Source organism: Rhizobium sp. WYCCWR10014 (assembly GCF_001657485.1).
Classification (GTDB): Bacteria; Pseudomonadota; Alphaproteobacteria; order Rhizobiales; family Rhizobiaceae; genus Rhizobium.
This window is the reverse complement of record NZ_LXFU01000027.1, coordinates 292,527-304,859: the sequence shown is the minus strand read 5'-3', so window position 1 is coordinate 304,859 and position 12,333 is coordinate 292,527. Positions and strand designations below refer to the sequence as shown.

Sequence of the window (12,333 nt, the reverse complement as noted above, 5' to 3'; positions counted from 1 at the left end):
GAGCGGCGCTGTGGACACGCAAGGAAACGCCCGTGCCCGCTCTCCATGAAATCCTCGACAGATCTTATGACGCCTTCCTTTTCGACATGGACGGAACGCTCTTGAATTCCATTGCCGTTGTCGAACGCGTCTGGAGTGAATGGGCAAGACGCCACGGCTTCGAGCCGGAGGTCTTCCTGAAGACGATCCACGGCATCCGCGCCTCCGACGTCATCCGCGGGCTTGGCCTGCCCGGCGTCGATCCTGCCCATGAGGCGGATCTGCTGCTCGCCGAGGAAATGGAGGATGTCTCCGGCATTGTCGAGATCCCCGGCGCCGTCCGCTTCCTCTCCGCCATCGCTGAGGGGCGATGGGCAATCGTCACTTCGGCGCCGATCGAGCTCGCCAGGCGCCGCATGGCCGCTGCCGGCATCCCGATGCCGAGGGTCATCGTCAGCGGCCAGGAGGTCAAATCAGGCAAGCCCAGCCCCGAAGGATATCTGCTTGGCGCAAGCCGTCTCGGTGTCGATCCGAAAAAATGCCTGGTTTTCGAAGATGCGGTCGCCGGCATCCTCGCCGGCGAGGCAGCCGGCGCCGACGTCACCGTCATCACCGAAACCCACGCCACGCCCTTCGAAACACCGCATTTTTCAATCGCCAACTACCAGACATGGCAGCCCCGCCGGACCGCCGAAGGCCGGCTGAAGCTCGCGGCGATCTGACCATTGGCTCAAACCGCCGCCTTTTTGTTGGAGGCAAGGTTTTTCCGCTTGCATTGCACGCGCTGAAAAACTAAACGAAGCAAGCCGTTTCGGCAGGTCGGGGCGTAGCGCAGCCCGGTAGCGCACTTGACTGGGGGTCAAGGGGTCGCTGGTTCGAGTCCAGTCGCCCCGACCATTTATCCCCTTGAAATCCCAGTCAGAATGTCACTTTCTTCGTCCCGCTGGCGGCGGAAGACGGAACGAGACATAGGCAGAAATGCTGAAACGGGAACCGACGTACCGAACGAAAATGTCATTTGTTCATGGTGTAAGCCGGCAGTAGCGTCGTTCCTGCAAAGAGTGGTAGGCCCTCGACCGCCCTCAGTGCGGTTTCTGAGCGATTGCGATCATCGATTTCGCCAGCAGCGGAATTCTCCCGACATATTCGAAGTCGACGTCTTCGAATCCTGTTTCGACCAGGAGCGTGCTGAGCGTTTCGGGAGACCAGAATTTTATATGGCCATGGTCCTTCAGAGGCATAAAATGGTCGTCCAGCTTTCCGCTCACGGCCAGAGCCAGATTTTTCCAGTAGCCGTGGAAAGGCGTCGATACCACCGCGATGCCGCCAGGCTTCACCAGGTCGAAAATAGTCGTCGAGAAGGCCTTGGGATCATAGACATGTTCCACCACTTCAAGGCTTATCACCGCATCGAAGGTCCCATACCGGCTGGAAAGATCCTCGTAGCCGGAACCGATTTCCAGCGGAAGACCGGGGTGGGCCGTTCTCGCTTTGGCGATGCCGTCCTTCGAGGGATCGACGCCGACGACGTCATATCCCTTTTCCGCAAGCACGGCTGCAGCACCGCCGGTGCCGCAACCGAGGTCGAAGACTGCGGTTTCATTTGCCTCCTGGAAACTGTTCTCGAGAACATCGACCACGGCCGGCAAAATATAGGAATGGGCGGTCGCCGGTTTGGCGTGTATATAGGTAGTAGCGTCCAGTTCGATAGACATTTTACCTCCTGAATATCTGAAGAAGTGAGCTGCCAATGGTACGGCGGACTTTGACGGGAGTGTGGTGTCGTTGTGGTATTACGGTGATTAACGCCGAAGGCGTTCGTGGCAACTAAGCGTCACCGCCGATTGGCAGCACCGACAGCGCGAGACATTCTCCTGCACGCCCGACGCTCGCCCGCCGGATCCCGAAGCTGATTGAGAGGGTGCCCTGAAGATGCTGAAAACGGCCCGCGTTCAGATTTGCCGCATCCTGGTGGTTCAACGCGCCGCTGGCTCCCGCTTCGATTATTTAAACTAAATAACGCGATGAAATACCCTTTGAAGGTGCATCGTAAATAAATCATTTAGTTCTTTTTGGTACTGCCTCAGTTGGGAGAGGCGGTATTTGTTGCATTTTGTTAAGGTTATACCCAGTTTTGGAGTTAACAGCCCAATTTCGGATTGAAAAAAAACTGAAGCCTCTTCGCATTCTCGTGAATATGTGTAGATTAACATTATCCCTGTCACAGATTGCCTAGTCGAGCATGGCGGATATGAAGCACAATCTAACTTGCAGGCAGAGCCTCGCCAGCGCGTTCCAGGCTCTGTCGGACGAGGCCGTCAAAGCCGGCTGGTCGGAAGGCGATGTAGCCCTCGCGCTTGCTGAACTTGCCGAGGAGCGGGTTATTGAGGTTACCGCCAAGGTGATCATGGAAGGCTTCGTCCATCCTCGGCTCATCGCTGCTGGCGGTGGACGCAACAGGTAACGATCTTACACCAGCAATCCCGCCGTTTTCGCTGCCGTGATGAAGGAAGCCTGTGCTGCGCGCGGGCTGCGCAGTCCGTCGAGCGCATCCAGGCAGTGCTGGCGCGCAACGCGATAATCGCGCCCACGCTTGCTCGGCCACCGCTTCAGATATTCGACGGCCTCCCAGACGGTGGAAACGATCAGGCTACTGTTTGGAGAAACGACCCGGACGGGGGAGGGAAAGCGTTTTTCACTCACGTCTGCACTCACTGATTCCTGCTACCAAACGCGGCCAAAACGCGCGGAATAAAATTTCGTTCCATAATTTTCTTCCATGGAAATTTGCGTAGTTGCTAAAGTTCAGACCCTCGCGCATAATGTCTTTATGGTCGGTTGCGGAGGGCGGCCGGCGATGCAAGCGTGGATGCGTTTGCCCTCGGAGGAGATGCGGCGTGATGTTACGATCATCAATTCATCCGCATGATTTGCCGCTGTTTTCGGAAGATCTCGATCTGCTTTCGCAAGTGCTCGATAAGGTCTGCGACGAACGCGGTCTCGTCAGGACGACGCCGGAGGCCGAGCGGATCGGTGCGGTCATCATCCAGCTCTACAGGCAGGGCGTGAAAGACGGCGGCAAACTCGCCGACCTTGCAAAAACCTATCTCTAAAGATCAGTTCTGCTCGATCGAGACACCGTTCTTACCGATGCTCATCTCGATGCCTTGCGGCTTGTTTTCCTCGTGGAAAATATAGGCGCCGAGGCCGATGACGGCGACGACAAGAACGCCGATGATGAGGTAGAGACCATTGCTGCGGTTCAAGAAACTGCCCCCGATATGTTATGGGCCCCGATATGTTATGGGCCCCGATATGTTATGGGCCCCGATATGTTATGGGACAGCGAAACGCCTGGGCGACCGATTGGTTCCGTCAGTCGTCGTTGGCGGCGTTGAGATTTTCCGGTCGGATGCCGTCATCGCTGGACGTGCGTGCCCGCAACCGGATGCCGGGGCCGCCTTCATCCTGATTGCCGCTCGACAGGAAGATAATGCCGTTCGCCTCGAGCGTACTGCGCACATCGAACAGCGCGTGTGGCTCGCCGGCGAATTCGCCATTTTCCAACGCCATCACAGTCTCGACCGGCAGGCCGCTGGCGGCGGCGAGCTCCTCGATGCTCATTCCAATCATGGCGCGCGCGCCGCGGATCTGCGTTGCTGTTATCATGATGGAAAATCTAGCGCATTTCCAGCGCTTCTCAAGTGGCGACACTGCACGTTGGCCGCACGGCATGCGCTCTTCAAACTTCCCTCAATTTGACACCAAATAGATCGTCATGCATGCGCTCGACCGCGATCCCCATTCCTCCCATCAGGGCGGCGCGGTTCCCAAAGCGACTGATCTCGATGCGCGGCGGATAAGGCGTACAACGCGGCAGGAAACCGCGTATGGCGTTTACGAGTTCCGGTCTTGCGCCGATGCTGCCGCCGGTGATCACGAGTTCAGGATCGAGAGCCGCTCCGATTGCAGCGATGGCGACTGCGACCAGCCTTGCCGTCTCTTCGATGGCCGCCGCGGCGCTCGTTTCTCCTGCATTAAAGGCGGCGAAGAGATCGGCCACGGTGGATGCGTTACGCCCGCCGAAGCCGACGTAGCGGCGCAACATCGCGACGCTGCCGACCGCACTCTCAAAGGTTCCAAGCTTAAATCCGCCAGGATCAAAAGCATCTCCGCCGATCGGAAGATAGGCGATTTCGCCGGCCGCCCCACGCGCGCCGCGCAACAGAGTTCCGTTGGCGATGATGCCCATGCCGACGCCCGTGCCGAGAGCAACGAAAGCAAAATTGCTGGTTTCGACACCGTGTCCCCTCCATCTCTCCCCTTGGGCGGCCAGGTTGACGTCATTTTCAACGATCACGGGTATCCCCATTCTGTCGCTGAAGACTTGCCGCAGATTTATTGCGTCGATGCCGGGGATGCTTGGCGCTACATTGATATGTCCGGTGGCCGGATCGAGCACACCGGGACTGCCCAGAACGATGAGACGGAGTTTGTCGGCAGTCGTCCCGGCCGCTAATGCGAGTTCCACGATAAGATCACTGAACTGATTGACGAGATGCATTCCGCCGCGCGGATCGGTGGATACTTTGGTTTCAGCAACCACGTTCCCTAACAGATCGCAGATAGCGGCAACAATCTTGGTGCTCCCGAGATCGATGGAGACGGCCAGTCCCGCCTTGGCATTGATTTCATAGGTGATCGCATTCCGGCCCGGGCGACCATCAGTCTGCCCGACTGGTTTCAGCCATCCGTCATCCTCAAGGTCGCGCACGACATCGGAAATCGTCTGCTTTGACAAGCCGGTTAGCTTGGCAATATCGGCGCGAGAGATCGATCCATTCGCGAACACGGTTCGAATGACGGCATTGGTTGAAATTTTTCGTGCGATCGGAGTCTGTGCGACAGAAGATGTCATTGCCATCCGGCTAGCTCAGTCCAATTAGTTCGGAGCGCATACTTAATTGGGCGATTTTGGGTTCACAACTATCGCGACTAACCGGAATTCAATACATTGAAGCACGCAATTTGTCTATGTCCTTGACAAATGGGAGGCCAGCTGTAGGCTTTGGATCAACGCGCGATGAAAATGCGCGATGAATAAAGAGGGTCGAGTAGAAGTATGCGCCATACGTATCGTCTGGTTAGCCGTGCGCTCGCCAAGATCGCCCAAAGAGGAACCGGCCTAGGCTTCCCTGGCCATTTCCCTTTTTGCGTCCCGCCGATCCCTTGAACCTGGCCGCCGAGGATTTGCTCATGATAAAGCCCTCGATTGATGGACAGCTTTCCGCCGACCAACCTGTTTTACTGCTGACAATAGCACAACGCCTTCAGGCGGACGTTCATCCGGATGGGCACGCTGATCTCGCCTCGTGGGGAGCAGGCAGCTCTAGGCGTGTGAGATTTTCTCCAATCAACGGTTCTTATACCGATGAGACAAGGCCTTTCCCTGCCTCGGAGAAACCAGGAAATGCTTCAACCCAATCCCGCGTCGATCCGCATTGCGAAGGCGACGGAGCCATCCTGCTCGAATTCGGAAAAGCCAAGGTGACGGTAGAAACCCTTGGCGCGTTCGTTGTTTGGGTCGACCCCGAGATGCACGCCGCCGACCCCGTGATTTCGAAGCGCCTGAAGCTCCGTGCCGATCATCCTGCGTCCCCAACCGCTTGCCTGAAGTCCGGGAAGGATGTTGATGTGAAGATGCGCCGGGTACTGGTCTTGAAGCCACCCCGTTCCGCTGCGCGGATTTTGAATTCGTTCCATCACGTCGGCGTCGCGCGGGCGGCTGGGTGCCAGTCCTGCAATCTGCTGGCGGACGAACGGCCACCAGTTTGTCTGCAAGTCTCTGTCGAACCTGCCCGTGTCCGGCACCCCTACAACGTAGCCGACTGGCCGGTCGTCCTGAACGAGAACAAAGGCAAAGTCTTTGGCGAATTTGAGGTAGGGTACCGACCAGATGTAGCCGGGCAGATGCGGGTCGCTATAAAGCGCGCTGGCATCATGACCGCCATTCGCGGTTTTCAGGCAGATGTCAAAAAGGGCGTCGATATCCGCTTCAATCGCGGGGCGGATGAAGCAGCTGGTGTCCATCACTTTGCCACCTCCAGCGTGGCGCTTTGTCTTTTTAGGTCGCGAGAGGAGCGGATGCATTGACGATTACCTCAGATTCGCCAGCCAGGCAAAGCTTTGGGGGAAGAAAACGTTGGGCCGGTGCTTGGCGCAAGGCCTGAGCGGGAAGTGGAGAATAAACCAGATGAGGTGGAGCAGATGACAAGAACCGTGAAATCGATCAGCATACTACCGGCATACGGATTGAAAGCAGCTGTCGCGCTTGCTGGCGCGGCGCTTTTAAGTTTTGGCCTTTCGGCAGCCGCGCGCGCTGACGACCTGGCTGTGTGGGATGACCAAACCTATGAAGGCCAGAGTGCGGTCATAGAGCAGCTCAACAAGGAGTTCGAAGCTGCCCATCCCGGCGTCACGATCAAACGCACCGCCCGCACCTTTGATGACATGAAGTTGACGCTGAAGCTTGCGGTTTCGGCAGGTGATGGCCCTGTCATCACGAAGGTCAACCAAGGTGCCGGTGATATGGGGGCGATGGTCAAGGAAGGATTGCTCTTGCCGGTCGACGACTACATCAAACAATATGGCTGGGATAAGCGCCAGTCGGATTCGGTGCTTGCTCGAGACCGCTGGGAAGATGGAAAATTTGGGGTCGGTAAGACCTACGGCATATCAGGCCTCGGCGAGATCGTTGGCCTCTACTACAATAAAAAGATCCTCGGCGATGCGGGAGTAGCGCTGCCGCAAACCTTCGAGGAGCTGTTGGCCGGTCTTGATCAGCTGAAGGAAAAGGGCGTTGCGCCCTTCATGATGGGCTCGGCAAAGCAGCATCTTGCCCTGCACATGATCGGCGCCATCGAGCAGGCGCATATCGACGCGAGCAATCGCGCCGAGCTCGACGATCTGATTTACGGCCGGGGCGGCTCCTGGAATACCAAGGGGAACATCGAATCCGCCAAACTCGTGCAGCAATGGGCACAGGGCGGTTATTTTTTCCCCGGTTTCGAAGGCATCTCGGGTGACGACGCCGTCCAGCTTTTCATTTCCGGGCAGGGCGCGTTCCTGATCTCCGGGACTTGGTATTTCGGTGACATGCAACACAATCCGGATATCGGCTTCATGGCAATTCCCGCCCCGAAAGGTATTTCCAAGCCCATGAGTGTCGGGGGCGTGGATCTTGCCTGGGCGATAACGAGCCTTGCCAAAACGAAGCCGACACAGGACTTAGCCGGCGCATATATCGATTATATGGTCTCGGAAAAGGCTGCTGAAACCTGGGCCAATGCCGGCTATCTTCCGGCAACTTCGCTCGCAGCTGACGCAAAGCCAAAGCTCACGCCGCTCCTCAGCTCGGGCATCGAAATGTGGAAGACACTCAACGCAAACGACGCTCTCGGCCATTACCCCGATTGGTCGAGCCCGACGATGCTGAAGACAATAGACGACAACACGCCGCTTCTTCTGTCCGGCAATATCACGCCCGAAGCCTTCGTCGATGCCATGGACAAGGATTATCAGGCGTACCTGAAGGATAAGAAATAAAGATCGCAGGCGCTGGTCACGGCCGTCCCCTGCGGTCGTGACCTCAGTCTTGTCGATCCAAATAAATGAGCACTGCGATCGGCTTGCCGTGCGATGACACGGTTTGGCTTTATGGAGTAATGGATGAAACGCTCCGCACTTGATGGCTCGCAACAGACCAATTTTATCTATTTATTGCCTGGATTGCTGTTCTACGCGGCTTTTGTCTTTGGACCGATCATCGCGGCTTTGGGTTTGAGCCTGACCAACTGGGACGGCCTGAGCATGCCCAAGTGGGTTGGTCTCGGCAATTACGTCGATCTCTTTTCTGACAGCCGTTTTTATATTGCCTTGCGTAACAATGCCGAGCTTATGATCTTCTACTGCGTCCTGCCGCTCGTGCTCGGCATAACTCTTGCTGCGTGCGTCTGGAATCTGAAGCAACGCGAACAACTCGCCCTGCGCACCTTCCTGTTCCTGCCTTATATCATGCCGACTGCCGTGCTGGGCATCATCTGGGCATGGCTCTACAATCCTGCATTTGGCCCGTTCAATCAGTTTCTGAGAGCAGTGGGGTTGGGCGCCTTCGCACTCCCGTGGCTGGGAGATTTCAATTTTGTGCTTCCCGCGGTCGGGATCGTTGCCACCTGGTATTTCTTTGGTTTTTGCATGGTCATCTTCCTGACCGGAATTCAGCGCATCGACCCGTCTCTTTTCGACGCTGCCAAGGTCGATGGCGCTTCGGCGCGAAAAACCTTTTTCTGGATAACGCTGCCGCTTCTCTTGCCTGAAATAAGGGTGGTTTTGCTCCTGACGGTCATAGCGTCAATCAAAAGCTTCGACCTGATTTTTACAATGACCAGGGGCGGACCCGCCAACGCGACGCTCGTGCCGAACATCTACATGTATCAGCTCGGCTTCGAGCTTAATCGGTTCGGCGCAGCAGCCGCCATCGCCATTGTCGGCGCGATACTCACATTCGTCATCAACTATGCAATTCACCGATTTGTGGGATCGCAGAACAAAGGACGGGCTTGATGAGCCGTTGGTTTAACATCTCCGCCGGTACGCTATTCCTTCGCATTGTCCTGTGGCTTCTTGCTTTCGTAACGATCACGCCGTTCCTGCTTCTGCTTCTGACCTCGATAAAGAGCAAGGCCGACGTTCTGCAGGGTGCATTTGCGTTGCCGGCATATCCACATTTCGAAAATTATGTCGATGCTTGGAATGCCGGACATTTCAATATCTACTTTTGGAATTCGATCATCGTTGTCATACCCGTCGTTGCTGCAAGCGTCTTTTTAGGCCTGCTGACCGGTTTTGCCTTCGCCTACCTGTCGTTTCCGTTCCGGCGCACGCTGTTCGCTATCCTGACGCTCGGCATGATGGTGCCGGCGGAAGCCTTCATCATCCCGCTTTATTATGAAATGCGGTATCTGGGGTTGATCAACACCTATGCGGCTCTCATTCTGCCGCAGATCGCGATGTCGATACCGTTCTCGACGATCTTCCTCGCCAGCGCGATGCAGCAACTGCCGGAAGAAGTTCTGGAAGCGGCGGTTCTCGATGGCGCCGGACGCTTCTATATCCTGCGCAAGATCGTTATCCCACTCATGGTGCCGGCAATGTCGACACTGGCGCTGTTCCTGTTCATATGGACCTGGAACGAGTTTCTGATTCCGTTCATTCTGGTCAACGACGACGACTATCGGACGCTGCCCCTCGGCATGCTGTTTTTCCAAGGGCGCTATACCGTCAACACGCCGGTTTTGACCGCCGGTGCGGTGATTGTCATTTTCCCGCTCATCGTGACTTATCTCATTTTCCAGCGGCGGTTTATTGCCGGCTTGACGGCAGGAGCGACGAAATAGACAGCCGTCCATTGCCGGCAAGACCTCACGCCGCCTCGTGGCGTCTTCGTTCGCGCTTGTGGCGCACTTCCAGCGCCGCGCAGCCCCAGACCGTGCCGAGCAGCAGATAGACATGGCGCCAGTGGTCGATATCGATGACGTTGCCGATTGTCGCATGGCCGAGAACCGAGATCCAGGCGATCATCAGGAAGGGCTGCCACGGCCGGTCGAGCAGCAGGTTTCGGAAACCGAGAGCCAGCGTCCAGACAAGCATGCCGACATAGCTAACGAAGCCGAGCCAGCCATAGGAGGTGAGCGATTTCAGCCAGATATTGTGCTCGTCCTCGGGAAACATCGTGCCGAACACCAGCGGGCCGATGCCGAGCGGACGCTCCATCATCATGGTGAAGCCGATCCGGTGGCGCTCGAAGCGGCCGAGATGTTCGCCGTCATATTGCTGCACCAGCTGGGCGCGCGCCGAAAACAGTTCGGCGACCTTCGGGATCTGCAGCGCCACCAGCAGCGACGCGATCAGCATGATGATCGCCGCCAGCGACAGGACCAGCACACGCAAGCGAAAGGCGCCGCTGCGCTCCTTCAGCAGCATGATGAAGATCAGCAGCACCACGCCGAGCGCGAAGAGCCCCCAGGCGGCGCGGGAAAAGGAGAGGAAAATGCCGAGCGCAAGCACGAGCAGGGCGGCGGCCTTCAGCGGCGATTTCTTCAGGTCGCCGACCAGGATACCGTGGACGAGATAGAGCGATGGCGGCACCAGGAAGGGGCCGAAAACATTCGGATCCTGGAAGGCGCCTTTGGCACGGTCGTAGAGCGTGAAGATTTCCGCGCCCGGAAAGGCGTGGAAATAGCCGAGTATGCCGAGCGCGGAGGTGGCGACGGCAGCAAAGGTCCAGGCATTGAAGATCAGCGGCAGCCGCTTGTGGCTGTCCTCGATGATTGCCGCGTAGAAGACCGCCGTCAGCGCCAGGAAGGTCGACACCGCGATATACATCGGCGCCGTTGCCAGGTCCTTCATCTGCGTCAGCGACAGCATGCCGCCGATATTGAAGGTCAGCAGCAGGGCAAGCAGCGGCGCCACGCTGCGCGAAATCCTGAGGCCCAGGATGAACCAGAGGCCGATCAGCCCCGCCATCCAGAGTTCATAGGGTGCCGGCTCGTCGATCACGAAACCGGAAAGAAAGACGCCGAAGGCGACGAAGGCCGAGCCGATCAGGCGCAGCGTCATCCGCTGCGGTTGGGCGACACGGGGATATGTCGCCTCGATCGCGCTCAATAGGCGTTTTCCGTGTTGAGCAGTCGGATTGGCGTCAGGAACAGGATCTTGAGATCGAACCAGAGCGACCAGTTCTCGATGTAGTAGAGGTCGTAGGCCGTGCGGAACTTGATCTTCTCGTCATTGTCCACCTCGCCGCGCCAGCCGTTGATCTGCGCCCAGCCGGTGACTCCGGGCTTGACGCGGTGGCGGGCGAAATAACCCTCGACGACATCGGCGAAGGCGCGATCGCGCGCCTGGGCGAGAACGGCATGCGGGCGTGGGCCGACCAGCGAGAGTTCGCCCCTTAAAACGTTGAAAAGCTGCGGCAATTCGTCGATCGAGGTCTTGCGGATGAAACGGCCGACGCGGGTGACGCGCGGATCGCCCTTGGTCACCGCGGCCTTGCCTGTAGGGTCGGCCATGTTGGTGTACATCGAACGGAACTTGAAGACGTTGATGATTTCGTTGTTGAAGCCGTGGCGCTTCTGCATGAAGAAGACCGGGCCTTCGGAGGTGGCCTTGATGGCGATCGCGGTCGCGATCATCAGCGGCCAGAGCAGCGCGAGCGCAACCGAAGTGAAGAAGATGTCGAAGCCGCGCTTGGCGACGGAATCCCAATCTCGGATCGGCTTCTTGAAAATATCGAGCATCGGCACCGAGCCGACATGCGAATAGGCGCGCGGCCGGAAGCGAAGCCGGTTGGCATGCGCGGCAAGGCGGATATCGACCGGGAGAACCCAGAGCTTCTTCAAAAGGTCGTAGATACGGGCCTCAGCCGATAGCGGCAGGGCGATGATCAGCATGTCGATGCGCGTCAGCCGCACGAATTCGACGAGTTCGGCCACTGTGCCGAGCTTCGGATAGCCGGCGACCATGATCGGCGAGCGTTTCTCGCCGCGGTCGTCGAAGATGCCGCAGATGCGGATGTCGTTGTCGGCCTGCTGTTCGAGGATGCGGATCAGGTCCTTGGCCGGATCGCCGCCGCCGACGATGACGGCGCGACGTTCCATGATGCCGTTGCGCGCCCAGTTGCGGATGCCGTAGGCGACGAGGAAACGCTCGCCCGCAAGGAAGAGCGCGCCTGCGACGAACCACGGGATATAGGCATCGATCATCGCCCATGTGGTGCCGCGAATGAGCGCGAACAGACCGATGGTCAGGAGAAGCGCGATCGTCGACGCGGCGACGATGCGCGGTATCAGCCGCAGCTTCGCCCGAAGGGCGGGAATGGTATAGGTGTCGGCAAGCTGCAGGCCGATGACGGTCAGGGCCGAAGCGATCGCTGCCATGCCCGTCCGCACCCAGGTGGAATCGCTGCCGTCACCGGGCCAGAAATAGTATACGATCAGGGCGATCGCGAAGAGCGCCAGGAATTCCAGCAGCCGCAATTGCCCGATGATGATCACAGGCGAATTGGTTCCGTCGCGGAACTGTTCGGCGATCTGCCGGGCGTAGGGGTTGATTTCTGTCGGGTCGGAAGGCTTCTCCTGACCCGCGTCGCCGCGCGCCTCGATGTCGGAGACCTGCTTGCGCAGCGCTTCCACGTCGAATTGATCGCCTTTTTCCAGCTTGTTCATGGGGGCCCAGCTTGTTCATGGGGCATTGTCGCTCGTTGTCACCAAGCGAAATACCAGAAAGCCCCTAAGA

At 57.9% G+C, this 12,333-nt stretch carries 14 protein-coding genes and 1 tRNA gene; 7 read left to right on the top strand and 8 right to left on the bottom strand.

The window, feature by feature from the left end:
• Positions 1–32 precede the first annotated feature (32 nt).
• Together A6U98_RS08045 and A6U98_RS08040 are read left to right on the top strand one after the other, a co-directional pair.
• Positions 33–701 (top strand): HAD family hydrolase, encoded by a 669-nt coding sequence (locus A6U98_RS08045; RefSeq protein ID WP_064649164.1) that lies wholly within the window; start codon positions 33–35, stop codon positions 699–701.
• A gap of 98 nt (positions 702–799) precedes the next feature.
• Positions 800–876 (top strand) — tRNA-Pro (locus A6U98_RS08040).
• A gap of 185 nt (positions 877–1,061) precedes the next feature.
• On the opposite strand, the gene A6U98_RS08035 is transcribed toward A6U98_RS08040, so the two are convergent.
• Positions 1,062–1,694, bottom strand: a complete 633-nt coding sequence (locus A6U98_RS08035; RefSeq protein ID WP_064649161.1) for a methyltransferase domain-containing protein — start codon at positions 1,692–1,694, stop codon at positions 1,062–1,064.
• Positions 1,695–2,221: 527 nt separating this feature from the next.
• Here A6U98_RS08035 and A6U98_RS08030 point away from each other — a divergent pair.
• Complete coding sequence (locus A6U98_RS08030) at positions 2,222–2,443, top strand: hypothetical protein (protein ID WP_064649159.1); 222 nt, start codon at positions 2,222–2,224, stop codon at positions 2,441–2,443.
• Positions 2,444–2,448: 5 nt separating this feature from the next.
• On the opposite strand, the gene A6U98_RS08025 is transcribed toward A6U98_RS08030, so the two are convergent.
• Positions 2,449–2,682, bottom strand: coding sequence for a DUF982 domain-containing protein (locus A6U98_RS08025; RefSeq protein WP_017990989.1), 234 nt, complete (start codon positions 2,680–2,682; stop codon positions 2,449–2,451).
• 197 nt (positions 2,683–2,879) lie between these two features.
• On the opposite strand from A6U98_RS08025, the gene A6U98_RS08020 reads away from it, so the two are divergent.
• Positions 2,880–3,092 (top strand): hypothetical protein, encoded by a 213-nt coding sequence (locus A6U98_RS08020; RefSeq protein ID WP_003587392.1) that lies wholly within the window; start codon positions 2,880–2,882, stop codon positions 3,090–3,092.
• Positions 3,093–3,095: 3 nt separating this feature from the next.
• On the opposite strand, the gene A6U98_RS37090 is transcribed toward A6U98_RS08020, so the two are convergent.
• From A6U98_RS37090 to A6U98_RS08005, 4 genes are all read right to left on the bottom strand, one after another.
• The gene (locus A6U98_RS37090) at positions 3,096–3,245 is read right to left on the bottom strand and encodes a hypothetical protein (RefSeq protein ID WP_197496360.1); all 150 of its coding nucleotides are present in this window, start codon (positions 3,243–3,245) and stop codon (positions 3,096–3,098) included.
• A gap of 109 nt (positions 3,246–3,354) precedes the next feature.
• Positions 3,355–3,648, bottom strand: coding sequence for a transcriptional regulator (locus tag A6U98_RS08015; protein ID WP_003547265.1), 294 nt, complete (start codon positions 3,646–3,648; stop codon positions 3,355–3,357).
• 73 nt (positions 3,649–3,721) lie between these two features.
• Positions 3,722–4,903 carry an ROK family transcriptional regulator gene (locus tag A6U98_RS08010; RefSeq protein WP_064649158.1) on the bottom strand — a complete coding sequence of 394 codons (1,182 nt, stop codon included), beginning with the start codon at positions 4,901–4,903 and terminating at the stop codon, positions 3,722–3,724.
• 551 nt (positions 4,904–5,454) lie between these two features.
• Positions 5,455–6,069 carry a GNAT family N-acetyltransferase gene (locus A6U98_RS08005; protein ID WP_064649156.1) on the bottom strand — a complete coding sequence of 205 codons (615 nt, stop codon included), beginning with the start codon at positions 6,067–6,069 and terminating at the stop codon, positions 5,455–5,457.
• 177 nt (positions 6,070–6,246) lie between these two features.
• Between A6U98_RS08005 and A6U98_RS08000 the strand changes: the two genes are divergently transcribed.
• The 3 genes from A6U98_RS08000 to A6U98_RS07990 all read left to right on the top strand — a co-directional run bounded on the left by A6U98_RS08000 (position 6,247) and on the right by A6U98_RS07990 (position 9,434).
• Entirely contained in the window at positions 6,247–7,584 is a 1,338-nt protein-coding gene (locus A6U98_RS08000; protein ID WP_064649154.1) for an extracellular solute-binding protein, read from the top strand.
• A gap of 123 nt (positions 7,585–7,707) precedes the next feature.
• The gene (locus A6U98_RS07995; protein WP_064649151.1) at positions 7,708–8,601 is read left to right on the top strand and encodes a sugar ABC transporter permease; all 894 of its coding nucleotides are present in this window, start codon (positions 7,708–7,710) and stop codon (positions 8,599–8,601) included.
• A complete protein-coding gene (locus A6U98_RS07990; RefSeq protein WP_064649149.1) occupies positions 8,601–9,434 on the top strand; it encodes a carbohydrate ABC transporter permease in 834 nt (277 codons plus the stop codon). The genes A6U98_RS07995 and A6U98_RS07990 overlap by 1 nt, the downstream gene beginning before the upstream one ends.
• A gap of 25 nt (positions 9,435–9,459) precedes the next feature.
• Here the strand turns inward: A6U98_RS07990 and A6U98_RS07985 are convergent, their stop codons facing one another.
• Complete coding sequence (locus tag A6U98_RS07985) at positions 9,460–10,704, bottom strand: O-antigen ligase family protein (RefSeq protein ID WP_064649147.1); 1,245 nt, start codon at positions 10,702–10,704, stop codon at positions 9,460–9,462.
• A complete protein-coding gene (locus A6U98_RS07980; protein ID WP_064649145.1) occupies positions 10,701–12,263 on the bottom strand; it encodes an undecaprenyl-phosphate glucose phosphotransferase in 1,563 nt (520 codons plus the stop codon). The genes A6U98_RS07985 and A6U98_RS07980 overlap by 4 nt, the downstream gene beginning before the upstream one ends.
• Positions 12,264–12,333: the final 70 nt, after the last annotated feature.